The 24168-nt window shown below is 71.4% G+C and carries 23 protein-coding genes; 19 read left to right on the top strand and 4 right to left on the bottom strand.

All coding sequences use genetic code 11. The features are described 5' to 3' along the window. Nucleotides 1-50 precede the first annotated feature (50 nt). Nucleotides 51-1727, top strand: coding sequence for a glycoside hydrolase family 13 protein (locus tag ACYQ1L_RS18790; RefSeq protein WP_460005522.1), 1677 nt, complete (start codon nt 51-53; stop codon nt 1725-1727). 148 nt (nt 1728-1875) lie between these two features. Here the strand turns inward: ACYQ1L_RS18790 and ACYQ1L_RS18785 are convergent, their stop codons facing one another. Together ACYQ1L_RS18785 and ACYQ1L_RS18780 are read right to left on the bottom strand one after the other, a co-directional pair. Then, complete coding sequence (locus ACYQ1L_RS18785; protein ID WP_460005521.1) at nt 1876-2469, bottom strand: DUF305 domain-containing protein; 594 nt, start codon at nt 2467-2469, stop codon at nt 1876-1878. 96 nt (nt 2470-2565) lie between these two features. Beyond that, nucleotides 2566-3018 (bottom strand): DUF6153 family protein, encoded by a 453-nt coding sequence (locus ACYQ1L_RS18780; protein ID WP_460005520.1) that lies wholly within the window; start codon nt 3016-3018, stop codon nt 2566-2568. A 153-nt stretch (nt 3019-3171) separates the two neighbouring features. On the opposite strand from ACYQ1L_RS18780, the gene ACYQ1L_RS18775 reads away from it, so the two are divergent. The 5 genes from ACYQ1L_RS18775 (at nt 3172) to ACYQ1L_RS18755 (ending at nt 9574) form a co-directional block, all read left to right on the top strand. Continuing rightward, the gene (locus tag ACYQ1L_RS18775; RefSeq protein WP_460005519.1) at nt 3172-5367 is read left to right on the top strand and encodes a heavy metal translocating P-type ATPase; all 2196 of its coding nucleotides are present in this window, start codon (nt 3172-3174) and stop codon (nt 5365-5367) included. A gap of 57 nt (nt 5368-5424) precedes the next feature. Continuing rightward, nucleotides 5425-6345: a metal ABC transporter solute-binding protein, Zn/Mn family gene (locus ACYQ1L_RS18770; RefSeq protein ID WP_460005518.1), complete on the top strand. Its 921-nt coding sequence runs from the start codon at nt 5425-5427 to the stop codon at nt 6343-6345. Further along, entirely contained in the window at nt 6342-7187 is an 846-nt protein-coding gene (locus ACYQ1L_RS18765) for a metal ABC transporter ATP-binding protein (protein WP_460005517.1), read from the top strand. The genes ACYQ1L_RS18770 and ACYQ1L_RS18765 overlap by 4 nt, the downstream gene beginning before the upstream one ends. Then, nucleotides 7184-8056 (top strand): metal ABC transporter permease, encoded by an 873-nt coding sequence (locus ACYQ1L_RS18760; RefSeq protein WP_460005516.1) that lies wholly within the window; start codon nt 7184-7186, stop codon nt 8054-8056. Before ACYQ1L_RS18765 ends, ACYQ1L_RS18760 begins: the two co-directional genes overlap by 4 nt. Nucleotides 8057-8143: 87 nt before the next feature. After that, nucleotides 8144-9574 carry a YibE/F family protein gene (locus tag ACYQ1L_RS18755; RefSeq protein ID WP_460005515.1) on the top strand — a complete coding sequence of 477 codons (1431 nt, stop codon included), beginning with the start codon at nt 8144-8146 and terminating at the stop codon, nt 9572-9574. Nucleotides 9575-9577: 3 nt separating this feature from the next. Here ACYQ1L_RS18755 and ACYQ1L_RS18750 read toward each other — a convergent pair whose 3' ends face one another. Beyond that, nucleotides 9578-10264, bottom strand: coding sequence for a DUF899 family protein (locus ACYQ1L_RS18750; protein ID WP_460005514.1), 687 nt, complete (start codon nt 10262-10264; stop codon nt 9578-9580). 112 nt (nt 10265-10376) lie between these two features. Between ACYQ1L_RS18750 and ACYQ1L_RS18745 the strand changes: the two genes are divergently transcribed. The 12 genes from ACYQ1L_RS18745 to ACYQ1L_RS18690 all read left to right on the top strand — a co-directional run bounded on the left by ACYQ1L_RS18745 (nt 10377) and on the right by ACYQ1L_RS18690 (nt 21481). Beyond that, nucleotides 10377-10958 carry a TetR/AcrR family transcriptional regulator gene (locus ACYQ1L_RS18745; protein WP_460005513.1) on the top strand — a complete coding sequence of 194 codons (582 nt, stop codon included), beginning with the start codon at nt 10377-10379 and terminating at the stop codon, nt 10956-10958. Nucleotides 10959-11230: 272 nt separating this feature from the next. Further along, nucleotides 11231-12547 carry a coiled-coil domain-containing protein gene (locus ACYQ1L_RS18740; protein WP_460005512.1) on the top strand — a complete coding sequence of 439 codons (1317 nt, stop codon included), beginning with the start codon at nt 11231-11233 and terminating at the stop codon, nt 12545-12547. Between the two features lie 127 nt (nt 12548-12674). Then, nucleotides 12675-13070: a Fur family transcriptional regulator gene (locus tag ACYQ1L_RS18735; RefSeq protein ID WP_460005511.1), complete on the top strand. Its 396-nt coding sequence runs from the start codon at nt 12675-12677 to the stop codon at nt 13068-13070. A gap of 94 nt (nt 13071-13164) precedes the next feature. Further along, nucleotides 13165-14151: a permease gene (locus ACYQ1L_RS18730; RefSeq protein ID WP_460005860.1), complete on the top strand. Its 987-nt coding sequence runs from the start codon at nt 13165-13167 to the stop codon at nt 14149-14151. Next, entirely contained in the window at nt 14144-15007 is an 864-nt protein-coding gene (locus ACYQ1L_RS18725; protein ID WP_460005510.1) for a TIGR03943 family putative permease subunit, read from the top strand. Before ACYQ1L_RS18730 ends, ACYQ1L_RS18725 begins: the two co-directional genes overlap by 8 nt. Next, on the top strand, nt 14997-16892 hold the full coding sequence (locus ACYQ1L_RS18720; protein ID WP_460005509.1) for a TolB-like translocation protein: 1896 nt from the start codon (nt 14997-14999) through the stop codon (nt 16890-16892). The genes ACYQ1L_RS18725 and ACYQ1L_RS18720 overlap by 11 nt, the downstream gene beginning before the upstream one ends. Nucleotides 16893-16911: 19 nt before the next feature. Beyond that, entirely contained in the window at nt 16912-17619 is a 708-nt protein-coding gene (locus ACYQ1L_RS18715; protein WP_460005508.1) for a DNA-3-methyladenine glycosylase, read from the top strand. 135 nt (nt 17620-17754) lie between these two features. Continuing rightward, a complete protein-coding gene (rpmB, locus tag ACYQ1L_RS18710) occupies nt 17755-17991 on the top strand; it encodes a 50S ribosomal protein L28 (RefSeq protein WP_159574405.1) in 237 nt (78 codons plus the stop codon). Then, nucleotides 17991-18161 carry a 50S ribosomal protein L33 gene (rpmG, locus tag ACYQ1L_RS18705; protein ID WP_045250846.1) on the top strand — a complete coding sequence of 57 codons (171 nt, stop codon included), beginning with the start codon at nt 17991-17993 and terminating at the stop codon, nt 18159-18161. The genes rpmB and rpmG overlap by 1 nt, the downstream gene beginning before the upstream one ends. Nucleotides 18162-18164: 3 nt before the next feature. Then, nucleotides 18165-18470: a 30S ribosomal protein S14 gene (rpsN, locus tag ACYQ1L_RS18700; RefSeq protein ID WP_159574406.1), complete on the top strand. Its 306-nt coding sequence runs from the start codon at nt 18165-18167 to the stop codon at nt 18468-18470. A gap of 462 nt (nt 18471-18932) precedes the next feature. Then, nucleotides 18933-19220, top strand: a complete 288-nt coding sequence (locus ACYQ1L_RS18695; protein WP_045250850.1) for an HU family DNA-binding protein — start codon at nt 18933-18935, stop codon at nt 19218-19220. Nucleotides 19221-19426: 206 nt separating this feature from the next. Further along, the gene (locus tag ACYQ1L_RS18690) at nt 19427-21481 is read left to right on the top strand and encodes a bifunctional copper resistance protein CopD/cytochrome c oxidase assembly protein (protein WP_460005859.1); all 2055 of its coding nucleotides are present in this window, start codon (nt 19427-19429) and stop codon (nt 21479-21481) included. A 14-nt stretch (nt 21482-21495) separates the two neighbouring features. Here the strand turns inward: ACYQ1L_RS18690 and ACYQ1L_RS18685 are convergent, their stop codons facing one another. Next, the gene (locus ACYQ1L_RS18685; RefSeq protein WP_460005507.1) at nt 21496-22614 is read right to left on the bottom strand and encodes a hypothetical protein; all 1119 of its coding nucleotides are present in this window, start codon (nt 22612-22614) and stop codon (nt 21496-21498) included. Nucleotides 22615-22729: 115 nt separating this feature from the next. Between ACYQ1L_RS18685 and ACYQ1L_RS18680 the strand changes: the two genes are divergently transcribed. After that, nucleotides 22730-24115, top strand: coding sequence for an ATP-dependent DNA helicase (locus ACYQ1L_RS18680; protein WP_460005506.1), 1386 nt, complete (start codon nt 22730-22732; stop codon nt 24113-24115). The last annotated feature ends 53 nt before the right edge of the window (nt 24116-24168 follow it).

The raw sequence follows: 24168 nt of genomic DNA, 5'->3' as shown, positions 1-24168 counted from the left end.
CACACCGAATCCACCAACCGCAGAAACCCGAGATCCAGAAGGGAACTCCTATGACCGTCGCCGCACCCGCTGCAGAGACGTCCTCGATCACCGCCGACGCCACCTGGTGGCGCCAGGCCGTCGTCTACCAGGTCTATCCGCGCAGCTTCGCCGACTCGAACGCAGACGGGCTCGGCGACATCCGCGGCGTCACGCAGAAGGCCGACTACCTCGCCGGACTCGGCGTGGACGCCGTGTGGCTCAGCCCGTTCTACCCCTCCGCACTCGCCGACGGCGGCTACGACGTCGACGACTACCGGAACGTGGATCCGCGACTGGGCACCCTCGCCGACTTCGATGAGATGGTCGCCGCGCTCCACGCCCGCGGCATCAAGGTGATCGTCGACATCGTGCCGAACCACTCGTCGGACCGGCACGAGATGTTCCGGGCGGCTCTCGCCGCGGGCAAGGGCTCGCCCGAGCGCGACCGCTACATCTTCCGCGACGGCCTCGGCGAGAACGGCGAGCTGCCGCCGGCCGACTGGACGAGCGTCTTCGGCGGCCCCGCATGGGAGCCGGTCGGCGACGGTCAGTGGTACTTCCACTTCTTCGCCCGGGAGCAGCCCGACTTCAACTGGGACAACCCGGACGTGCGGTCGGAGTTCCTGCACACGCTGCGGTTCTGGTCGGACCGCGGGGTCGACGGCTTCCGCATCGACGTGGCGCACGGCCTCAGCAAGGACCTGCCCGAGGTGCTGCCGAGCCAGCTCGAGCTCGACGCGCTGGACCGCACCACCGGGCTGCACCCGCTGTGGGACCGTGACGCCGTGCACGACATCTACCGCGAGTGGCGCCAGGTGTTCGACGAGTACGACCCGCCGCGCATCGCCGTGGCGGAGGCGTGGGTCGCGAACGCCGAGCGCCGGGCGAAGTACGCCCGCCCCGAAGGGCTGGGTCAGGCGTTCAACTTCGACCTGCTCGAGGCCGACTTCGACGCGGAGCAGTTCCGCCACATCGTGACCGACAACCTGGCCCAGAGCGAGGCGACCGGATCCAGCTCGACGTGGGTGCTCTCCAACCACGACGTCGTCCGGCACGCCACCCGCTACGGGCTGGCGCCGCTGAACGGGCGCAAGGTCAAGCAGGGCTCCGCCTGGATCCTGGCCGGCGGACCCGCCGATCAGCTCGATCTCGCGCGCGGAAGCCGCCGGGCGCTCGCGGCGTCGCTGTTCCTGCTCGGCCTGCCGGGCAGCGCCTACCTGTACCAGGGCGAGGAGCTCGGCCTGCATGAGGTGGCGGACATCAAGCCCGAGGACCGGCAGGATCCGGCGTTCTTCCGCGGCGCCGACCCCGACCGCGACGGGCTCGGCCGCGACGGCTGCCGGGTGCCGCTGCCGTGGACGAGCACCGGGTCGTCGTTCGGCTTCGGCGCCGACGGCGCGCACATCCCGCAGCCCGCGTGGTTCGCGGACTACGCGGTGGAGGCGGAGGACGCCGATCCGACGTCGTCGCTGAACACCTACCGTCGCGCGCTCGCGCTGCGGCACGAGCTGCAGACCGGCGAGACCCTGGAGTGGATCGAGACGGGCCGCGACGACGTGCTGCGCTTCACCCGCCCGAACGGGTGGCAGGTCGTGACGAACTTCGGCACCGAGCCGTTCGCGCTCGAGCCCGGCGCGCAGCCGGTGCTCGGCGAGCTGGTCGGCGGCGCCGTCGCCGGCGAGACCACGGTCTGGCTCAAGGGCTGACACGCCCGCCGGCGCCGGCGAGGCGTGACGGCGCCCGGGGGTGTGTGCCGCATCGACACGCACCCCCGAGGCGCCTGGCGTCGTCGGACGTTGCCGGTGAATGTGGGGCGGCGGGTGGACCGGTGGGCGCCGACCCACCCGGACACGCTCACAACCGGCCGAGCAGCTTCTGCATCGCGGCGATCTCCGCCGTCTGCGCTGCGATCACCGACTTCGCGAGAGCGATCGCGTCGGGGTTCTGCCCGCCGCGGACCTCCTGCTGGGCCATGTCGACGGCTCCCTGGTGGTGCGCGATCATCTGCGTCAGGAAGAGGCGGCTCGCGTCCTTCCCGTTCGCGGCGTTCAGGGCCGCCATGTCGCCGTCCGACATCATCCCGTCGCCCATCGAGCCGTGATCCATGCCGCCCATGCCGGGGGCGGTCTCCGTGACGCCCCAGGCGGTCAGCCAGCCTTTCATCCGCGAGACCTCGGGCCCCTGTGCGGCCTTGATCTGCTGAGCAAGGTTCGCGACGTCGGGATCCAGCCCGCTCTTGGCGAGCACGATGTCGGACATCTCGATGGCCTGCTCGTGGTGCGGGATCATCATCGTGACGAACATCGTGTCGTCGTCGTTCGCCTTCGTGGACCTCGATGCCGAGGTGGACGTCTCGGTCGTGGTGGGGGCGTTCGCGGTCGAGCATCCGGTGAGGCCGAGGGCAAGGGCGAGCACGCCGGTGCCCACGGCGAGAGGGAGCTTCTTCATGTCTGTTTCCTTCGATCGGTTCGGTTGAGAGTCACGTGCGCAGCGCCGCCTGTGCGGGGCTGCGTGCCGGTGCGGTGCGGACCGGCACGGTGTTTCTCAGGTGCGACTGATCGAGAGGATCAGGAGGGACGGCGGTCTGGGCGGATGGAGCCCGGCTGGCGGGTCGCTGGCCGGGACGCGCAGCAGATGGTGCAGGCCCAGTCGTCCGAGGAGCAGCGGGGGCAGGATCACGAGGAAGCCGGCGAGCAGTGCGAGCACGCACGCGGCGCCCATGGAAGGGTGATTCCCTCCGTGGCCTGTGGCGCACGAGTCATCGCAGTCTTGGGACGCCGCGGTGGCATCCGCCGTCATCGCATGCCTCGAATCGGGCGATCCGTCACGGACGACGGTGTGCGCAGCACTCATGGTCGCCGGGGTGCCGTGCCCCATCGCGTCACCGGTGAAGGTGTGCATGCCCAGGAGGCCGGCGATCAGCAAGACCGCCATCGCCAGGAGGAGCAGCAGCGCGTGCGGCGACGCGGACGCGGGCGCGCGGTGCGCGACGTTCATGCTCGACCTCCTCGGCGCACAGGCTAACACCAAATCCCGGAATACCCCTAGGGGGTATGTGGTTGCATCCTTTGCCCTGACACCGTGGACGGGATCCGCAAGCGGCCAGGGCGCTATCGAGGCCGGCAGAGGACGGGCCGCGAAGGGACGGGAATGATGAACGATCCGCACGACCAGCACGCCGGCGCAGTGGCGGGGCACGACCACGTCCACTCCGGGACCACGCCGTCCCATCCCGGGTCTGACCACCACGATGACGCGCATCGCGCGGAACACGGCGATGCCCACGACGCGCACGGCGCTCACGCCGGACACGGTGGCGACGCCGGCCATGGCGGGCATGCGGGTCACGGCGGGCATGCGGGTCACGGTGATCACGTCGCGCAGTTCCGGCGGCTGTTCTGGATCATGCTGATCCTCGCCGTCCCCACGGTCGCGCTGTCGGGGATGTTCGCGATGATCCTCGGCTACCCGGTGCCGGACGCGCCGGGGGTGTCCTGGGTGTCTCCCGTCCTCGGCACGGTGATGTATGTGTGGGGCGGGAAGCCGTTCCTCATCGGAGGGGCGTCCGAGGTCCGCTCCCGCCGCCCCGGGATGATGCTCCTCATCGCGCTGGCGATCACCGTCGCCTTCTTCGCGTCCTGGGGCGCGACCCTGGGCCTGCTGCATCACGACCTCGACTTCTGGTGGGAGCTGGCGCTCCTGATCGTGATCATGCTGCTGGGGCACTGGATCGAGATGCGCTCCCTCGCGCAGACCACGTCCGCTCTCGACTCCCTCGCCGCGCTCCTGCCCGACGAGGCCGAGCGCCTGGAGAACGGGCAGGTCGTCACGGTCGCGCCGGCCGACCTCGTCGTCGGGGACATCGTCGTGATCCGTCCCGGCGGCAGCATCCCCGCCGACGGCCGCATCGTCGAAGGCCGCGCGTCGATGGACGAGTCGATGGTGACGGGCGAGTCCCGCACGGTCTCCCGCACGATCGGCGACCCGGTCACGGCCGGCACGGTCGCCACCGACTCCGGCCTGCGGGTCGAGGTCACCGCGACGGGCGATGACACCGCGCTGGCCGGGATCCAGCGTCTCGTCGCCGAGGCGCAGAACTCGTCATCCCGTGCCCAGCGTCTCGCGGACACCGCGGCAGGCTGGCTGTTCTGGTTCGCTCTCGGCGCCGCCGCGCTCACCGCGATCGTCTGGTCCCTGATCGGCATGCCGGATGAGGCGGTCGTGCGCACCATCACGGTTCTCGTGATCGCCTGCCCGCACGCTCTCGGCCTTGCGATCCCGCTGGTGGTCTCCATTGCCACCGAGCGTGCCGCGCGGGGCGGAGTGCTCGTCAAGGACCGGCTCGCGCTGGAGAGCATGCGCACCGTCGACACCGTCCTGTTCGACAAGACCGGCACGCTCACCAAGGGTGAACCCGTCGTCTCCCACGTCTCGGTGATCGACGGCGAAGACGCCGACCGGGTTCTCGCGGCCGCTGCCGCCGCCGAAGCGGACAGCGAGCATCCCCTCGCGAAGGCGATCGTGCGCGCCGCGGCGTCGAGGAACCTCGCCGTCCCCCTCGGCCGCGACTTCTCCTCGTCCCCGGCCGTCGGCGTCACCGCCACAGTCAACGGCGCCACCATCCGCGTGGGCGGGCCGCATCTGCTCGCGGAGGAGGCTCAGCCCGAGCTCCCCGTGGCTGAGCAGTGGCAGGCGGATGGGGCGATCATCCTGCACGTCGTGGAGAACGGTCGCGTCATCGGTGCGCTCGAGCTCACGGACGAGGTCCGGGTCGAGTCGCGCGATGCCGTCGACGCCCTGCACGCCCTCGGCGTCCAGGTCGTGATGATCACCGGTGACGCGGAAGCCGTCGCCCGCACCGTCGCCCAGGACCTCGGCATCGACCGGTACTTCGCCGGCGTGCGCCCCGAGGACAAGGCCGCCACCGTGCAGCAGCTCCAGCAGGAGGGGCGCAAGGTCGCCATGGTCGGCGACGGGGTGAACGATGCGCCCGCTCTCGCGCAGGCGGACGTCGGCCTCGCCATCGGCGCCGGTACCGATGTCGCGATCGCCTCCGCCGGAGTCATCCTCGCCGGCGACGATCCCCGCTCGGTCCTCTCGGTGATCGAGCTCTCCCGAGCGGCGTATCTGAAGATGAAGCAGAACCTCTGGTGGGCGGCCGGCTACAACCTGCTCTCGGTCCCGCTCGCCGCCGGCGTGCTCGCCCCGATCGGATTCGTGCTGCCGATGTCCGTCGGGGCCATCCTGATGTCCCTGTCGACGATCGTCGTGGCCGTGAACGCCCAGCTCCTCCGCCGCCTCGACCTGCGCCCGGACGTCACCACGCGCGCGATCCTGCAGCGGTGAAGACGAGTCCGTCGGATCCGTTTTGATAATGATTCTCATTTAACGTACGCTCGAGGCATGACCAAGCCCCTCGCCGTGCTCGCCCTCGCCGCCGCCTCGATCCTGACCCTCGCCGGCTGCTCCGCCTCGGCGGATCCCGCAACCTCGGACGGGACGATCGCCGTGACCGCGTCGACGAACGTGTGGGGGGACATCGCGAAGAAGATCGGCGGCGACCACGTGAAGGTCACCTCGGTCATCGCCTCGCTGTCGCAGGATCCGCACGAGTACGAGGTCACCGCAGCCGACCAGCTGAAGGTGCGCGGTGCGAAGCTGATCCTCGAGAACGGCGGCGGCTACGACGCCTTCTTCGGCGACCTCGTCGCGAAGTCGGGGAGCAGCGCTCCCGTGGTGACCGCGGTGACATTCGCGCCGACCTGGCCGAAGGGCGAGGCCGGCATGAAGACCGTCGAGGGCTTCAACGAGCACGTCTGGTACGACACCGCGGTCGTCGACGGCGTGGCGAAGAAGGTCGCCGAGGAGCTCAGCGGCATCGCCCCCGCGCACAAGGCCGACTTCGAGAAGAACCTCGCGACGTTCGAGAAGGGGCTCGACGGGCTGAACGCCTCGCTCGCGACGATCAAGGGCGCGCACCAGGGCGAGAAGATCTTCGTCACCGAGCCGGTCCCGCTGTACCTGACCGCGGCGGCAGGCCTCGTCAACGTCACCCCCGAGGCGTTCAGCCACGCCGTCGAGGAGGGGCAGGACGTGCCGCCCGCGACGCTGCTCGAGGCGACGAGCCTCGTGGGATCCGGCGACGTCAAGGCGCTGTTCGCCAACGCCCAGGCAGGCGGCGCCGAGACTACCAAGCTCATCGGCATCGCGAAGGAGAAGGGCGTGCCCGTGCAGGAGGTCACCGAACTGCTTCCGGACGGCAAGACGTACCTGACCTGGATGACGGACAACATCGCCACGCTGTCCCGTAATCTCGACAAGTGACCTCTCCCGTCGCCTCCCCGGCAGCCCCGCTCCTGCGGATCCGCGGCGCCGGCATCCGCCGGGACGACCGCGAGCTGTGGAGCGGTCTCGACCTCGACGTCGGCCCGGGCGAGCTCGTGGCGGTGCTCGGACCCAGCGGCACCGGGAAGACCACGCTGCTGCGCGCGATCCTCGGGCTCCAGGAGCTCTCCGAGGGCACCATCGAGGCGATCGGCGAGCCCGTGCGCCGACGCGGGAACCGCCGCATCGGCTACCTGCCGCAGGCACGCCCGCTGCCGGCGGAGACGTCGCTGCGCGGCCGCGACCTCGTCGCGCTCGGCGTCGACGGGCACCGGTTCGGCTTCCCGATCCCGCGGCGCGGCGACCGCGCCCGGATCGACGCGCTGGTCGCGGCCGTGGGGGCCACGGCCTTCGCCGACCGGCCCGCGGGCACGCTCTCCGGCGGCGAGCAGCAGCGGCTGCGCGTGGGACAGGCGCTCGCCGACGATCCCCGGCTGCTGCTCTGCGACGAGCCGCTGACCAGCCTCGACCTGGCCAACAAGCAGGCCGTGGTCGAGCTCATCGACCGGCATCGCCGCACCGGCGCCGCCGTGCTGCTGGTCACCCACGACATCAACCCCGTGCTCGACGTGGTCGACCGGATCCTGTACCTCGCGAACGGCCGGTTCACGCTGGGCACGCCCCGCGAGGTGCTCACCACGCGGGTGCTCTCCGACCTCTACGGCGTGCCCGTGTTCGTGTCGGAGGTCGGCGGCCGCCTGGTCGTGGTCGGCGCGCCCGACGCGGAGAGTGCCGCGCACCACCACGACCACGACGGACCGGGCGGGGAGGCGGTCGCGTGAACCTCCCCGACATCCTCCAGGCCATGTTCGGCGGCCTGCCGCAGTACGGGGAGATCCTCGCCCTCGTCTCGAACTCGGTGTGGGCCGGTGCCGTGCTCGGCCTCGTCGGCGGCCTCATCGGCGTCTTCGTGATGCAGCGCGACATGGCCTTCGCGGTGCACGGCATCAGCGAGCTGTCCTTCGCCGGCGCCGCCGTGGCGCTGCTGGTCGGCGTCGACGTCGTCACCGGATCCATCGTCGGATCCCTCATCGCCGCCGCGATCATCGGCTGGCTCGGCGCCCGCGCCCGCGACCGGAACTCCATCATCGGCGTGCTGATGCCGTTCGGCCTCGGCGTCGGGATCCTCTGCCTGTCGCTCTACAACGGGCGCGCGGCGGGGAGGTTCAGCCTGCTGACGGGGCAGATCGTGTCCGTGCAGTCGGAGCAGCTGGGGTGGCTGGCCGGGATCTGCGCGGTCGTGCTGTTGGGGCTGCTGGTGCTCTGGCGTCCGCTGCGCTTCGACTCGCTCGACCCGCAGTCAGCGGCCGCCCGCGGCGTGCCAACGGTGGGCGTCTCGTTCGCCTTCATGCTGCTGCTCGGCCTCGTGGTGGCCGTCGCCGTGCACATCATCGGCGCGCTGCTCGTGATGGCCCTCGTGGTCACGCCGGCGGCCGCCGCGATGCGGGTGCGCTCCGGACCGCTCGCCGTGCCGGTGCTGGCCGCCGTGTTCGGCGTCGTCTCCGCGGTCGGCGGCATCCTGCTGGCCGTGATGGGCACCCTTCCGGTGAGCCCGTACATCACGACGGTCTCGTTCGCGATCTATCTCGTCTGCCGCGCGATCGGATCCCGCCGCGACCGCGTCGTGCGCGCGGCGCCCCAAGGAGCCTGACCGCCGCGCACCGCCACACGCCGCGGCGTACCGGCCGAACGGGGCGGGCGGGGGAGAATCACCCTGAATCCAGCGAGGAGACCGGCGGTGGGACACGGGCACGGGCATGACGCGGGCGCGCTCCGGCACGTGAGGGTCGCGCCGACGCCCCGGCGCATCCTGCTGATCGCGCTGATCATCGTCGCCGTGGCGACGATCGCCGGGCTGATGCTGCTGTGGCCCGCGGCGGGGCGCCCGGGCGGTCTGGCATCCGCGCCGTCCTCGACCCGGAGCGCGACGACCTATCCGACGGGCGAGATCCTGAAGCTGACCGACTGCGCGGACCTGCGACCGTCCGGCGGCGGCAGCGGCGGCAGCACCGGCGGCAGCGGTGGGACCGGCGGCACGGGCGGGACATCGGGATCCGGCGGCGCGACAGGCCCTGCCGCGGGCGGCGCGGCACCCGCCGCCTGCGCGATGGCGAAGGTCAGGATCGAGAGCGGCGCCCGTGCCGGCGACACCGTCACGATCATGCTGAACGGTCCGTTCGCCCGCGCCGGCCTGCGGCCCGGCGATCGGCTGGAGCTCATGGTGATCGCCCTGCCCGCCCGCCCGGGCATCGTGCAGCCGGGCGGTGTGGATCCGGGGATCTCGGCGTTCGGCGTGGTCAGGACGATCCCGCTCGCCGTATGGGCGGGGCTGTTCGCGCTGATCGTGGTCGTCGTCGGGCTGCTGCGGGGGCTGCTCGCCCTGGTCGGGCTGGTGTTCAGCGGCGCGATGATCGTGATGTTCCTGCTGCCTGCGCTGCTGCACGCGGAACCCGCCCTGGCCGTCGCCCTCGTCGGCGCGTCCGCGATCCTCTACGTCGTGCTGTACCTCGCGCACGGGCTCTCGATGCGCACGAGCGCGGCCCTCGCCGGAACGCTCGCCGGGGTCGCGATCACCGCGGTCCTCGCCCAGGTCGCGGTCGGCACGACCCGGCTCAGCGGCATCGACGAGAGCGCCGGATTCCTGGCTCCGATGGTGCCGCAGGTCGACTTCCAGGGTCTGCTCACGTGCGCCATCATCATCGCGGGTCTTGGCGTGCTCAACGACGTGACCATCACGCAGAGCTCGGCCGTGTGGGAGCTGCGCGCGGTAGCCCCCGAGCTCTCCCGGCGGCAGCTGTTCGGCCGGGCGATGCGCATCGGACGGGACCACATCGCCTCCACGATCTACACGATCGTGTTCGCCTACGTCGGGGCGTCGCTGAGCGTCGTGCTGCTGCTCTACGTCTACGACCAGCCGATGATGAACATGCTCGGGCTCGAGGACATCGCGACGGAGATCGTCCGCACCCTCTGCAGCGGCATCGGGCTCGTGCTCGCCGTGCCGCTCACGACCGCCATCGCCGTCGCCCTGCTGCCACCCGGATCCGCCATGACCGGGGATCCGATGCCCGCCGTCCTCGATGAGGACGACGCCGACACCGTCGCCTGGCTGCGCACGCTGCGCACCGTCGAGGTGCCGCCGTTCCCTCCGGCCGGCCCCCGGGCCTGACGCCTACGCGACCGGCTCGCCGTACCGCGCCGCGATGTCCTGGGAGCTGAGCCAGCGCGAGTAGGTGGGCGCCTGCGGCCAGCCCTCCGGCACGTCCTGCCACGCCTCCTGACGGCCGTAGGGCAGCACGTCGGAGATCGCGAACGCGACGCTGAAGCGCTCCGCGCCGCGGCCGTCCGTGTGCCAGGTGCGGTAGACGTCCTCGCCGTCGCGCAGGAAGACGTTGAAGCCGAAGCCCTCGCCCGGACCGGCGTCCACGTCGGCGCCGAACGACGACTCCGCGGACGAATACCACGTCATCTGGTTGCCGACCCGCTTCTTGTATGCGAGCACCTCGTCCATAGGCCCGTTCGTGACGATGACGAATCGCGCGTCCTGCGCCTCGATCTGCGCGGTGCGGGTCCACTGGGAGGTGAGGCCCGTGCAGCCCGGGCACTGCCAGCCGGCGCCGTCCGTCCACATGTGGTGATAGGTGACGAGCTGGCTCTTGCCGTCGAACACGTCGGCCAGGCTCACCCGGCTGCCGTCCTCGGCGATGAGCGTGTAGGCGGGCAGCTTCACGGCGGGCAGACGCCGCCGGGCGGCCGCGATGGCGTCCAGTTCGCGGGTTGCGGCCTTCTCCCGGATCCGCAGCTTCGCGAGCTCCTCGCGCCAGGTCTGCTCGTCGACGACAGGGGGCAGGGCGGTCATGACATCCTCCGATGGTCGGTCGCTCGGGCGCCGATGTTCACGGCGTCCACATCTGCTATGTTCACACCGTACACATCGTGCCGGGGCGGCTCAAGAGGCGGAAGGGGATCCGATGGCCTATCACCATGGCGATCTCGGCAGCGCCCTGGTCGAGGCGGCCGTCGCGCTGGGACGCGAAGGCGGCCCCGCGGCCATCACGATCCGCGAGGCCACGCGCCGCGTGGGCGTCTCGCCCAACGCGGCGTACCGGCACTTCCCGAACCGCGCCGCGCTGCTGGACGCCACGGCGGCCGCGATCCAGGAGGGTCTCGCGGCGGCGATGACCGATGCGCCGGAGGGCTCGCCGCTCGAGCGCCTGCACCGGATCGGTGCCGCCTATATCGCGTTCGCCCTCGACGAGCCGGGGTGGTTCGCGGTGGTGTTCTTCGGCATCCGGCCGCCGGATCCGGCGACGACCGCACAGGCTCCGGCGTTCCGCGCGCTGACCGCGGCGCTCGACGACCTGGTCGCGGCGGGGGAGCTGCCGTCGGCTCGCCGCGACGACGCCGCCTGGGCGTGCTGGGCCACCGTGCACGGCTTCGCCGAGCTGTGCCTGCGCGGTCCGCTCGCCGGCGTGGACCGGGCCGAGCAGACCCGACGCGGTGACGCGGCGATCCGTGCGGTGATCGCCGGGATCCAGCGCGACGCGGGCTGAGCGGCGGCCGCCGGATCCTGCCGGCTGCTCGTGGGCGCGGTCCGGCCGGATCCGGGAGCCGATCGTCCGCGGACCTCGGCGCGATCGTTCCGCGTCCGCACTCGCTGCCGCCCCCTGCCCACCGACGCGAGCGGGTTAGGATAGTCGGGACTCGCGCGGATCATGGCCCCGCACCCAGGGACGCCGGACGACGCGATCCCCCTCCGCATCCATCCTCTCCGGCGTTCCCCCCGCGCCCGGGAGCAGGAGGGGTGAGCAGAAAGGCGCCACCCGTGGCCGAGGCTACCGAGAACCGTGCACCCGAGGCGCCCCAGGGCGACTTCTTCGATCAGCTGCTGGAGCACCCGTCGACGCAGCAGGCGTTCACGATCGGGTTCCGCGGCTACGACAAGGCCGAGGTCGACGCGCACCTCACCGCCCTCAAGGAGGAGCTGCGCCGTGCCACCGACTCGAACGCGAAGACCGACGCCCACCTGCGCGGCGAGCTGGACAAGGCCGCGGAGAAGCACCGTCGCGAACTGGAGAAGGCCACGGCCGCGCAAGAGGAGCGAGCGGCTCAGCTCGAGTCCGACCTCGCCGCCGCCAACGCGAAGATCGCCGAGTCCGCGCAGCAGATCCAGTCGCTGAGCACCGCGCTCGCCGGATCCCAGGAGGACATCGACGAGGCCACCTCGCGCTCGCAGTTCGAGACCGTGCTGCGCGTCGCCGAGGAGCAGGCCAGCGTGCTCATCCAGAACGCTGCGGTGCAGGCGGAGCGTCTGCTCGAGGCGGCCCGGGACGAGGCCGCCGCCAAGCGCGCCGAGCTCGACGCCGAGGTCGCGCGCATCACCGCTCAGGCGCAGCGCGACGCCGACCAGGTGCGCCTGAAGATGGAGACCGAGTTCGCCGCGCACACCGCGCAGATCGAGCGCGAGGCCGCGCACGCCGCAGAGAAGGTGAACCACGCCGAGCAGGAGGCGCACTCGATCCGCACCGAGGCGGAGAAGGGCGCCGCGGCGCTGCGCGCGATGGTCACGCGGGAGACCACCGATCTGCGCGTGGCCGCCGAGCGCGAGGTGCGCGAGATGAACGCCCGCGTGCTGGAGCTGGAGGAGTCGCTCACCCGCCGCCAGGACGACGCGCAGCAGGAGTTCCTCGTGCTGCACAACCAGGCCGTCGCGCACGCCGAGCGGATCACCGCCGACGCGAACGAGCAGGTCGCGGCGGCTCTCGCGCACGCGGAGCGGATCTCGGCGAAGGCCGACGACTACGAGCGGCTGATGCGCTCGCAGGCCCAGGCGATCGAGGCCGAGGCGCAGGTCCGCGCCCGCGAGACGCTCGACCGGGCCCGCACCAAGTCGCAGAAGATCGTCGACATGGTCACCGCGCACACGGCGAACGTCGTGCGCGACGCCGACGACCGCGCCCGGCAGCTGCGCTGGCAGCAGCAGCAGCTCACCAGCTTCATGGCCGAGGTGCGCGAACTGATCCGCCCCGACGGCGCACTCGGCAGCGAGGGATCCGGATCCGCTCCCGCGGCCGAGGAGCGCGCGGCCGAGGAGCCGGCCGAGGAGCCTGGCGAGGCCTCCGCGGAGCGCGCCGACGCCTGAGTCGCTCGCGAGATGGAGAACGCCGTTCTCCGGTCCCCGGAGGCGGCGTTCTCCATCTCGGAGCGCTCGGAGCCCACGGATACGCCGCTCCCAGCCGCGGGCCAGCGGGCGGATCTAGACTCGAGGCATGGCTCAGCGGAACACGTGGCAGCGCGAACGCGTGCGGGAGGAGCTCTCCGACGCGCGCGGATTCGTCAGCGCGCAGACGCTGCACGCCACCCTGCGCGAGGCCAACACCGGCATCGGTCTCGCGACCGTGTACCGCGCGCTCGCCGGCCTGGCGGCCTCCGGTGAGGCGGACTCGCTGCAGAGCCCGGAGGGCGAGGCGCTGTACCGCGCGTGCAGCAGCACCGGCCACCACCACCACCTGATCTGCCGTTCCTGCGGAGAGACCCGCGAGATCGAGGCCACCGACGTGGAGCAGTGGGCGCAGCGCACCGCTGCGCAGCACGGCTTCCGCGACGCTGAGCACGTCGTCGACATCTTCGGACTGTGCGCGAACTGCGCCGCCGCCCAGGAGTGATCCCCGCGTGACGCTGACGACCCCCGGCCGCCGTGCGACCGCCGCGCGTGACGGGGCGGCCACCCCGCACGCGCTGCGCACGCCGCCGCCCCGACTGACCGGACGCACCGCGGCCATCGGCGCCGTGATCGGCGTCGTCGTGGTCGCCGCGCTCGTCGCGATCGACGTGCTGGCCCCGCACCTGTTCCCGACCCGGCTGCCCAACCGCCTGCAGGACGGGCTCACGCTGGCCCTGAGCGTGCTGTTCGAGGCGCTCCCGTTCGTGATCCTCGGCGTCGTCCTCTCGATCGCCGTGCAGGTGTGGCTTCCCGCCGGCGTGATCGAGCGGATCCTGCCGAAGCGCGGCTGGGCGCGGCGCGCCGTGCTGTCGCTGCTGGGCATGCTGATCCCGGTGTGCGAATGCGGCAACGTCCCGTTCGCGCGCGGCCTGATGATGCGCGGCCTGGGGCCTGCCGAGGCGCTCACGTTCCTCGTCGCCGCGCCCATCGTGAACCCGATCGTCATCCTCACCACGCATGCCGCGTTCGGGTTCGACGGAGGGATCCTCGTCGCCCGGCTCGTCGGCGGCTACCTCGTCGCCAACCTCATCGGCTGGGTCTACAGCCGGCACCCGGATCCGGACGCGCTGCTGACGGAGCGGTTCCGCGACACCTGCGAGGTCGTCGTGCACGAGCAGGGATCCGGGATCCGCCGCAGCCTCGCCCAGTTCCTCATCGAGCTGCGCGCGGTGATGCCCGCGCTGATCGTCGGATCCGCGCTCGCCGGAGCCGTGCAGGTGCTGGTGCCGCGCGATGTGCTGCTCGCGATCGGATCCAACCCGCTGCTGTCGGTCGTCGCGATGATCGCGCTGGCGATCTCGGTCGCGATCTGCTCCAACGTCGACTCCTTCTTCGCGCTGTCCTTCGCGTCGACGTTCTCGCCGGGGGCGATCGTCGCGTTTCTGCTGGTCGGGCCGCTCGTGGACATCAAGATGATGGCGCTGCTGCGCACCACGTTCACCGCCCGCACGCTCGGCGGGATCGTGGGCATCGTGGTCCTCTTCGGGTTCGCGGTGGGGATCGGGGTGAACGTCTTTGCCTGACGCGATCGGATCCCGCGCCTCCCGCGCGCAGGCCCTGGGCACCCGCTGGCTGGGCGCAGGGCTCGCCGCAGCGCTGGCCGTGGCCACGCTCGCCCTCGCGGCGACGGGGCGGCTCACGCTGTACATCAGCCCTGAGACGGTGTGGTTCGCCGTGGCCGCGGCGGTCGCCACCCTCATCGGCGTGGTGTGGTCGTGCGCGCTGCCGCTCGGTGCGGAGCAGGAGCACGGCCACGACCACGGCGGTGCGGGCCACGGCAGCGCCCACGAGCACGGCAGGTCCGGACACGATCACGCCGGGGAGCACGGGCATGATCACGCGGGCTCGCGGCCGTCTGCGCGCCGCGTCGTCGGCACCGTCGCGGGCGCGACCGGCGGGGTGATCGCCACGGGCGTCGTCGCCGGCGCGCTGCTGCTGCCTCCGGCGTCGCTGTCGGTGGATATGGCGATGCAGCGCGCCCCGATGGGCAACGTGCTCTTCGCGGGCGCCGACAACGTGGCCCTGGGCGCCAACACCGACACCAGCACGTTCGGGATCGGCGGCTGGGCGAGCGTGTTCGCCACCGGATCCCGGCCGGAGAAGTACGACGGATCCTCCGTCACGCTCACCGGCTTCCTCACCCCCAGCGGATCCGCGAAGGATCAGGCGCATCTGACCCGCATGGTCATCTCGCACTGCGTGCTCGACGCGCAGCCGGCGTCGGTGCCGGTGCAGATCACCGGCTGGCAGGGCCAGTACGCTGTGGGCGACTGGGTGCAGGTCAGGGGGACCGTCCGCGCGAGCGCCGACGGGAAGCTCTCGATCGTGCCGGCCAGCGTGTCGAAGATCCCGGAGCCGAAGGACCCCTATGAGCACTGACGACGCGGATCGTCCCCTCACCCGCGCCGAACTGCGGGCCCGCCGCGCCGCCGAGGAAGCGGCCGCGGCGACGCCCGAACCGCCGGTCGCTGAGCCCGTCGAAGCGCCCGGCCCGCGGACCGGGGTCCCTTCGACAGGCTCAGGGACCGGAGGCGGAGGCTCAGACCCCGGGACTGGATCCGGGTCCGACTCGCGTTCCGACCCGCGGTCGGCTCGCGCGACGACTCCGGAGGAACCCGAGCCGGCCGCCGCGCCGGAACCCGCCGCTTCGCTCGAACCGGTGTCCGCGGCCTCGGTCACCCCAGACGACACGCCGGTCATCGACCCGCGCGACATGCCCGCTTCGCCGGCGCCCGCCCCTGAGGTGCCGCCCGTTCCCGTGCCGCCCGACCCGGTCGACGTCTCCGCCGGTCCCGGTCCGCGACGCTCGGCGGACGACGCCGCAGGCGGGGCCGGGTCCGACCCGCGCTTCGAGCCGCCGGCGTGGGAGCCGCACCCGACCCCCGAGCCGGTCGAGGCCCGCCGCCGGTTCCCCCTGATCCTGGCGGCCGTGCTCGGTGTCCTCGTGCTCGTGGTCGCCGGATTCGGGGTGATCACGCTCCTGCAGGGTCCACGGATCAGCAGCGTGAAGGTCGACGCCCAGGCGGCGATCGACGCGTCCGGGACCCGGATGATCATCACCGCCAGCCAGCCGTTGGCGAAGGTGGCCGCGTCGCAGGTGTCGGTGAGCCCCAAGACGCCGTTCACGGTCGACACCTCAGGGCGCAACCTCGGGGTCCGCTTCACGGTGCCGCTCGACGACGATACGACCTACACGGTGACGGTGAAGGACGCGACCGGCACCGACAAGCAGCGGCGCAGCACCCTTCAGGCGACTTTCCAGACGCCGAAGTCGACCATGTACCTGCTGCAGCGCAACGCGGACGGCGACGACACGATCTTCCACACCGACCTCGGAGGCAAGAACGCCGTTCCGATGGTGCAGCACGAGAAGATCGACGACTTCCGCGCCACCGCCGATCACCTCGTGGTCGCCACCGAGAAGGACGGCGTCTCGTCCCTGCTCGTGATGGACCGGCAGGGCAAGAGCGAGCGCGAGCTGAAGCTGCCCGGTCCAGGGTTCGTCTCCTCGCTGCAGGTGTCGGAGCGCGGCAACCTCGTCGGCTACACCTTCACGGACAAGGGCGTCAGCGCGACCAGCGGCCGGGCGAGCGTGCTCGTGACCCAGTCGCTGACCGGCGACGGCGACCCGCAGATCGTGAGCCTCGCCGACAAGCAGCCGAGCGTGGGGCAGTGGGCGTTCGTGCCCGACTCCTCCTCGGCGCTGTTCATCGACTTCACCGGTGCGCTGTACGTCGAGGATCGTGCCGACGCGAAGGCCAAGCCCACCGCCCTCGGCGCCGCTCAGACCATCGAGGGCATCAGCCGCGGCACGTACACCGCGATCGTCAGCCGCGGCGCCGACCTGATCGAGCTGAACCTCGCCGACGGATCCGAGAAGCCGCTGGCGGCCTCGACGCCCGACTTCGGGGTTCCGGGCACGATCGCGCCGTTCCCCGGCGGAACGCTGCGCCAGGTCGCCACCCGCGACGCGAGCGGGCTGCCGACCGGGCAGATCGTGACGCGCGTGGCCGACGACGGCAAGGCGGTGAAGCTGTTCAGCGTGACCGGATCCGACGCGATCATGCAGGCCTGCCCGTCGCCGAGCGGCCAGTACAGCGCGATCGTGGTGGCGCCCAAGCTCGTGAACAACCCCTACGACAAGTCGCTGCTGCCGCTGCCCACGACGATGCAGACGCACATCATCGACACCAAGACGGGCAAGGAGCAGGTGGTGCTCGCGGGCTTCGACCCGTCGTGGTGCGCGCAGGCGCCGCACCGGTGATCCCGGCGGGGGACGACCGATGAGCGCAACCGGGGACGGGCTGCGGCGAGCCCGCCGCGAGGATCTCGTCGCGCTGCCCCTCGAGGTCGCGCCGACCCTGCTCGGCGCCCGCCTGCGCACGGTCGTCGACGGAGCGGAGGTGATCCTGCGCATCACCGAGGTCGAGGCCTACCACGGCAAGGGCGTCGGTGACCGGCACGATCCCGGGTCGCATGCGCGGATGGGCCGCACGGCCCGCAACGCCACCATGTGGGGCGAGCCGGGACACCTGTACGTCTACCTCAGCCACGGGATCCACTCCTGCGTCAACGTGGTGTGCGGACCCGAGGGGGTGGCCGGCGGTGTGCTGCTGCGCGCCGGCGAGGTCGTCTCGGGTGTCGACGTGGCGGCCGTGCGGCGGGGACGGCGGGAGCTGCGCGACCTCGCCCGCGGTCCTGGCCGGTTCGGTCAGGCGTCCGGTCTGCGGCATCCGCAGCACGACGGGATCGACGCCGTCACGGGCGCGGAGCTGGCCGGCGCGCGGGCGGAGCTGTGGCTGGGCGAGCCGCTGGCAGACGTCGCGACGGGCCCGCGGGTGGGCGTCGCCGGTCACGCCGGCACCGGCGCGTTCCCGTGGCGGTTCTGGATCCCCGGGGATCCGACGGTCTCGCCGTTCCGCTGGGGGCGGGGAGCGGCCGAGGCCGCGGCGGCTCTGGACACGCCCGGGATCGGATCCGTGCTAGAGTAGCTCTTTGTCTGCGCACACTCCTGTGCGCAGTTCGTATGCCTCCCCTTCTGAGCCGAGTCATCGGGCAGGGGAGAGGCGTGCAGACAAGGGATCTTGGGTGGGGCCGTCCGGCCTCACGGTAATGAAGGAGTCATCATGGCAGCAGTGTGCCAGGTGACCGGTGCTGTTCCCGGCTTCGGTCACAACATCTCGCACTCGCACCGCCGGACGAAGCGCCGCTTCGACCCGAACGTGCAGAAGAAGACCTACTACGTGCCCTCGCTCGGCCGGAAGATCACCCTGAACGTGTCCGCCAAGGGCATCAAGGTGATCGACGCCCGTGGCATCGAGAAGGTTGTCGCGGACCTCCAGGCGAAGGGTGTGAAGCTCTAATGGCCAAGAAGGCTCAGGACATCCGTCCGATCATCAAGCTGCGTTCGACCGCCGGCACGGGTTACACCTACGTGACCAAGAAGAACCGCCGCAACACCCCCGACCGCCTCGTGCTGAAGAAGTACGACCCGGTGGTTCGCAAGCACGTCGAATTCCGAGAGGAGCGTTGATCCATGGCTAAGAAGAGCAAGATCGCGCGCAACAAGCAGCGTCAGGCCGTCGTCGACCGCTACGCGGAGAAGCGCGCCGAGCTGAAGAAGACCCTCGTCGACGCGAACGCGACCGACGAGGCCCGCGAGGCCGCCCGCGTCGGCCTGCAGAAGCTCCCGCGCAACGCGTCGCCGGTGCGCCTGCGTTCGCGCGACGCCATCGACGGCCGCCCCCGCGGTGTCCTCACGAAGTTCGGCATCTCGCGTGTCCGCTTCCGTGACATGGCGCACCGTGGCGAGCTGCCCGGCGTGACCAAGTCGAGCTGGTAAGTCTCACCGTTCCCTGAGCTCGTCGAAGGGACGCAAAGGGCGGGGATCCTCGGATCCCCGCCCTTTCTGCATGTCCGGATCCCTGTCGCCGCTGCGCACGCTCGCCCCGCACTCGCTCGCGCTGATCCGGCGAGTTCTCACGGAGGGGAGGAGGATCCTTCGGGCTTTCTCCCGCTCGGGAGGAGAACTCCTGTTCGGGAGGATGATCGGGTTCTGCATCTCCTCCCGAGCGGGAGAAATCCTCCTGAAGGGGTGAGTGGCGAACGCGCCAGGGTCCCCGGACCCGGACGCGAGGGGCTGATGAGGCGCGACACGCCGCCGGAAAACGTCAAAAACCGCGAAATGACGCGGAAAACCGGGGTTTGGTTGATACATTCAAGGCGGTCGTTCGACCAACGGGGGGCATCCGCCCATCCGGAACTCTGATACGAAGCGACGGGATCCCCGTCGCTGGAGGATGAAATGGCTGACAAGTCCATCACCAAGACCGAGCTCGTCGCGAGCATCGCCAGCGCCACCGGCCAGAGCCAGGCTGCTGTCTCCGGCGTTCTCGACGCCCTGTTCGCCACGGTCTCGGACGCTGTTGCCAAGGGCAGCAAGGTCTCGATCCCGGGTTGGATCTCGTTCGAGCAGGTCGCGACCGCCGCTCGCACGGGCCGCAACCCGCAGACCGGCGCCGAGATCAAGATCCCGGCCGGCAAGCGCGTCAAGGTGACCGCCGGCTCCAAGCTCAAGGCTGCCGTCAAGTAATCCGGCTCCGCCTCGCGAGGCCGTCCCTCCGGGGGCGGCCTTCTGCGTGTCAGCCTGCCGCGGTGGGGCGACTCCCGGACGGCACGCACAGGCGGCGCGCCTAGGCTGGAGGGGTGAATCGCCCCTCCACCGGGGTCCGCCCCCAGGCGGGCGCCGACCGCACGTCCCTGCCCGCCGGATCCGCGACCCTGCGCATCGCCGGGCCTGTGATCCTCGTGGGCGCCGCGATCCTCGCCGTCCTCGCCGGGCTGGCCTTCGGCGGGGGCGCCGCGCCGAACCTCCTCCTCGACCCCGGCCCTGTTGTGCGCTGGGGTCTCCCGGTCGTGACGACGCTGAGCAACCTCGGCGCGGCGGCCATGCTCGGATCTCTCGTGCTCGCGCTCTTCGCGCTGCGCAGCGGGGCGCGATCCTTCGAGATCGCGCTGGACACCGCATCGATCGGCGCAGCCGTCTACACCGTGGCCAGCGCGGTGGCGGGGCTGTTCACGTTCCTGCAGACCCTCGGCGTGAAGCTCAGCGTCGGCCCGGAGTTCGGCGCCCAGCTCGGACGCTTCCTGCTCGAGCTCCCGCTGGGCCAGGCGTGGCTGATGACCGTGCTCGCCGGCGCCGTGATCACGATCGCCGCGTTCGCGTTCCGCGGCTGGACGGCGACGCTGTTCACCGCGGTCCTCGCGGCGGCATCGTTCATCCCCCTCGCGACGCAGGGGCACGCCGGCGACCTCAGCGGGCACGACGCGGCGGTGAACTCCCTGCTGCTGCACACCGTCGGCGCGGCGGTGTGGATCGGCGGACTGCTGCTGCTCATCGTGCTGCGCGGATCCGGCAGCGAGCTGATCGACGCCGTCGGCGCGAAGGCCGGTGCCCGCGGCAGCGCATCGGGCGCGAAGACCGCGAACACGCAGAAGACCGCGAAGGGCAAGAAGCCCCGTGACGGCGTCACCTTCGCGGCGGTCGTGCGCCGGTACTCCTCGCTCGCGCTCGTGGCCTACGTCGTGGTCGCCGTGTCGGGCGTCGCCCGCTCGATCGTCGCGGTGGGCGACTGGGCCGGCATGCTCACCCCGTACGGCGGGATCATCGTCGCGAAGGCGGTCGTCCTGATCCTGCTCGGCGCGCTCGGCGCCCGCTACCGCACCCGGCTCATCCCGAAGCTGGAGTCGGGCGGATCCGGTCCGTTCTGGACCCTCGTGCTGCTCGAGCTCGCCCTGATGGGCCTCGCCTCCGGGCTCGCGGCAGCGCTCGCCCGCACGCCCCCGCCCGCCGGCCTCGAGGCGCCCGCCGTGCGCAGCGCGGCCGAGATCCTCACCGGATCCGCCCTGCCGCCCGAGCTCACGCCGGTGCGCTGGCTGACGACGTGGAACCTCGACCTCATCTGGGCGGTCGCGGCGGTGCTCGGCGTCGTGCTGTACCTGCTCGGCGTGCGCCGCCTGCGGGCGCGCGGCGACGCCTGGCCGATCCACCGCACCGTGTTCTGGATCCTCGGCATGGCCGCGCTGGTCTGGGTCACCGGCGGCGCGATCAACGCCTACCAGGAGTACCTCTTCAGCGTGCACATGCTCGGGCACATGATGCTGTCGATGGCGATCCCGCTGCTGCTGGTCTCGGGCGCCCCGGTGACCCTGGCCCTGCGCGCGATCGACAAGCGCGGCGACGGCACCCGCGGCGGACGGGAATGGATCCTGTGGGCCGTGCACTCGCCGTTCTCCCGCGTCGTCACGAACCCGTTCGTGGCGGCCGCGATCTTCGTGCTGTCGCTGTGGGCGTTCTACTTCACCGACCTCGTGCGCTGGGCGATGACCGACCACATCGGCCACGAGTGGATGACGATGCACTTCCTCATCTCGGGCTACCTGTTCGTGCTCAGCCTGATCGGCGCGGATCCGGTGCCGCAGCGGCTGCCGTACGCGGGGCGTCTCATCACGCTCATCGCGGTGATGGCCACGCACGCCTTCTTCGGCATGGCGATCATGATGCAGTCCGGGCTGATGGTCGCGGAGTGGTTCGGCGCGATGGGGCGCACCTGGGGGGCGACCCCGCTGCAGGATCAGTACGTCGGCGGCGGCGTCGCCTGGTCGGTGGGGGAGATCCCGACTCTGATCCTGGCGATCACCGTCGCGATCCAGTGGAGCCGCAGCGATGCCCGCATCCAGAAGCGTGCGGACCGCGCCGCCGATCGCAGCGGCGATGCGGAGCTCGAGGAGTACAACGCGCGCCTCGCCGAGCTCGCCGAGAAGGACCGCCGCGCCGCCTCGCGCGGGCGCTGAGCGGCGGCCGGGACTCAGCCTTCGGATCCGGGCGGGTTCGCGGACTGCTCCGGCGAGGTGATGCTGATCGAGGCGGATCCGTCCGGCAGGAACCGGATGGATCCGTCCACCTGGAACGGGACGTCCTCGTCGACGTGCGAGACGGTGCCGTTGTAGAGCGACTTCACGTCGAGCGTGACGTGCGCGACGGCGTCGGTGGGCGGGATCTTCCATCCCTCGTCGTCGGGCTCCAGCGTGATGTCCGGAGGGCGCACCATGGTCCAGGTGGGCCCGTCCACGACGCGGTTCTGCACGGTCATGCCGAACGGGCACCCCGTGGGCTGCAGCACGGTCTGCGTCGTGCACTGGTCGAGGAACTCGTGGACCCGCTGCTGCACCACCTTCACGAACTCGGTCGTGGGCTTGGCCTGCACGTCGAGCGGCACCTCCGCGAGGGGCTTGTCGGCCAGCACGCCCATGCCATTCGCGGTGGCGGTCGACGTCTTCACCGACACGGAGTACAGCCCGGGGGAGAACACCAGCATCGGCACGGGCTCGAGGGCCGATGATTCGGCACCCTTAGCGGCCACCTGCCGGCGGTCGAGCTCGAAGCCGTTCACCGAGAAGCGGTCGGATCCGCGCACCGTGAGCGAGATGACGGAGAGCGGGCTCTGCGCGAACTCCCACGACGGTGCGACGCCGATCCAGCCGTCCTGCGCGACCAGGAACGTGCTCGTGCCGGAGTGGCCGCCGGCCTTGTAGTGCACCGTGACGGCGGTGGCATCGCCCTGCGGATGCTCGTCGGTGACCGTGATGTCGGTGAGCGAGCCCAGCGCGGCACGGCGCAGCAGCGCGTCGGAGGCGTTGCGGAAGGTGCTGTTGTCGAGATCGCCGTGTCCGATCGCCACCCCGGGCAGGCGCAGCGCATCGGCGGCGCGGCCCTCGGCGAGCATCGTCAGATACCGCGTGACGAACGCCGAGGGGCTGTAGAACTCCCGGTAGACGGTCAGCCCGCCGGCCGCGAGAGCGGCGACGAGCACGACGCCCACCACGGCGAGCAGGGTGAGGTCGGCCCACAGCGGGGCGCGACGTCGCGCGGTCCGCGCCCGGCGCGTCCGCACACCAGGCGCCAGCACCCCCGCCGACTGCACCATGTGCGTCAGTCTACGAAAGCCCGCCTGCGGGAAGCCCGAGTGCGTCGGACGTGGTCGCGCGATGTCGGCACGGGGGAGAGCCGGCTCGGCCGGGCGCCGGTAGAATCCGAAGACCGTGAGCACGCCGACCCTCTCCGCCGAACAGGAAGAACTGTTCCGGCTGATCGAGGACACCCGGGAGCACGTGTTCATCACGGGCCGTGCCGGCACCGGCAAATCGACGCTGCTGCAGCACTTCGCCTACAACACGCAGAAGCAGATCGCCGTGTGCGCGCCCACGGGCGTCGCCGCGCTCAACGTCGAGGGCCAGACGATCCATTCGCTGTTCCGCCTGCCGATCGGCCTCATCGCCGACAGCGAGATCGACCAGTCGGATGCGACCCGCAAGATCCTGAACGCCATCGACACGCTCGTGATCGACGAGGTCTCGATGGTCAACGCGGATCTGATGGACGCGATCGACCGGTCGCTGCGGCAGGCTCGGGGCCGCAGGGGAGAGCCCTTCGGCGGGGTGCAGGTCGTGATGTTCGGGGACCCGTATCAGCTCGCGCCCGTGCCGCCGCGGGGTGACGAGCTGCGGTACATCCAGGATCACTACCGCTCGTTCTGGTTCTTCGACGCGAAGGTGTGGACCGGCGGTCAGGCCTCCGACGGCCTGCTCGACATCGGGGAGCACGGCGCGCAGCTGCACGTGCGCGAGCTCGTGCACATCCACCGGCAGTCGGATGCCGGGTTCAAGGCCATGCTCAACGCGGTGCGCTACGGCCGGGTGACCGCCGAGATCGCCGAGGCCCTGAACACCGCCGGTGCCCGCACGCCTCCGGATCCGGCCCCCGGCGAGATCCCGATCATCACCCTCGCCACCCGCAACGACATCGTCAACGGCATCAACGCGCGGCACCTGGCGGCCCTCCCCGGCAAGGTGCAGAAGGCGAAGGCCGACATCTCCGGCGACTTCGGCCGCGGCGAGGCGAACTACCCGGCCGACGCCGAGCTGCAGCTCAAGGAGGGCGCGCAGGTGATGTTCCTGCGCAACGACGTCTCCGCCGCCCCCGACCCGCCGCGCTGGGTGAACGGCACGATCGGCACGGTCGTGCGGATCCTGGGCGACACGGTGCGGGTCGAGATCGACGGCGAGGAGGTCGACGTCGAGCCGGCGGTCTGGGAGCGCTATCGCTACATCTACAACCCGGGCACCAAGACGCTCTCGCGGGAGGTGGTCGCCGAGTTCACCCAGTTCCCGCTGCGGCTCGCCTGGGCCGTCACGATCCACAAGTCCCAGGGCAAGACCTACGACCGCGCGATCGTGGATCTCGGATCCGGCGCGTTCGCGCCCGGGCAGACCTACGTCGCCCTGTCGCGGCTCACCTCGCTGGACGGCCTCTACCTCACCCGTCCGCTGCGCCCCCGCGACATCCGCGTCGATGAGGACGTGCGCCGCTTCATGCGCGCCGCCTGGGAGGCCCGCCAGGGCGACTCCACGCTGCAGGTCGGACGCTGACTCGCACGATTCATCGTGGGATCAGGCGATCACGCCGGATCAGGCCGGGAGGA

The sequence above is a fragment of the Microbacterium xylanilyticum genome (assembly GCF_054654695.1).
The sequence above is the reverse complement of the archived record's forward strand: the minus strand, read 5'-3'. Positions and strand labels throughout refer to the sequence as shown.

Bases quoted from the DNA above. Each gene is read 5' to 3' on its own strand.
- ACYQ1L_RS18790 (WP_460005522.1), top strand. From the start codon at position 51: ATGACCGTCGCCGCACCCGCTGCAGAGACGTCCTCGATCACCGCCGAC.
- ACYQ1L_RS18750 (WP_460005514.1), bottom strand. From the start codon at position 10,264: ATGACCGCCCTGCCCCCTGTCGTCGACGAGCAGACCTGGCGCGAGGAG.
- ACYQ1L_RS18735 (WP_460005511.1), top strand. From the start codon at position 12,675: ATGGCTCAGCGGAACACGTGGCAGCGCGAACGCGTGCGGGAGGAGCTC.
- ACYQ1L_RS18785 (WP_460005521.1), bottom strand. From the start codon at position 2,469: ATGAAGAAGCTCCCTCTCGCCGTGGGCACCGGCGTGCTCGCCCTTGCC.
- rpmB (WP_159574405.1), top strand. From the start codon at position 17,755: ATGGCAGCAGTGTGCCAGGTGACCGGTGCTGTTCCCGGCTTCGGTCAC.
- ACYQ1L_RS18770 (WP_460005518.1), top strand. From the start codon at position 5,425: ATGACCAAGCCCCTCGCCGTGCTCGCCCTCGCCGCCGCCTCGATCCTG.
- rpsN (WP_159574406.1), top strand. From the start codon at position 18,165: ATGGCTAAGAAGAGCAAGATCGCGCGCAACAAGCAGCGTCAGGCCGTC.
- ACYQ1L_RS18720 (WP_460005509.1), top strand. From the start codon at position 14,997: ATGAGCACTGACGACGCGGATCGTCCCCTCACCCGCGCCGAACTGCGG.
- ACYQ1L_RS18715 (WP_460005508.1), top strand. From the start codon at position 16,912: ATGAGCGCAACCGGGGACGGGCTGCGGCGAGCCCGCCGCGAGGATCTC.
- ACYQ1L_RS18695 (WP_045250850.1), top strand. From the start codon at position 18,933: ATGGCTGACAAGTCCATCACCAAGACCGAGCTCGTCGCGAGCATCGCC.
- ACYQ1L_RS18775 (WP_460005519.1), top strand. From the start codon at position 3,172: ATGATGAACGATCCGCACGACCAGCACGCCGGCGCAGTGGCGGGGCAC.
- ACYQ1L_RS18780 (WP_460005520.1), bottom strand. From the start codon at position 3,018: ATGAACGTCGCGCACCGCGCGCCCGCGTCCGCGTCGCCGCACGCGCTG.
- rpmG (WP_045250846.1), top strand. From the start codon at position 17,991: ATGGCCAAGAAGGCTCAGGACATCCGTCCGATCATCAAGCTGCGTTCG.
- ACYQ1L_RS18745 (WP_460005513.1), top strand. From the start codon at position 10,377: ATGGCCTATCACCATGGCGATCTCGGCAGCGCCCTGGTCGAGGCGGCC.
- ACYQ1L_RS18685 (WP_460005507.1), bottom strand. From the start codon at position 22,614: ATGGTGCAGTCGGCGGGGGTGCTGGCGCCTGGTGTGCGGACGCGCCGG.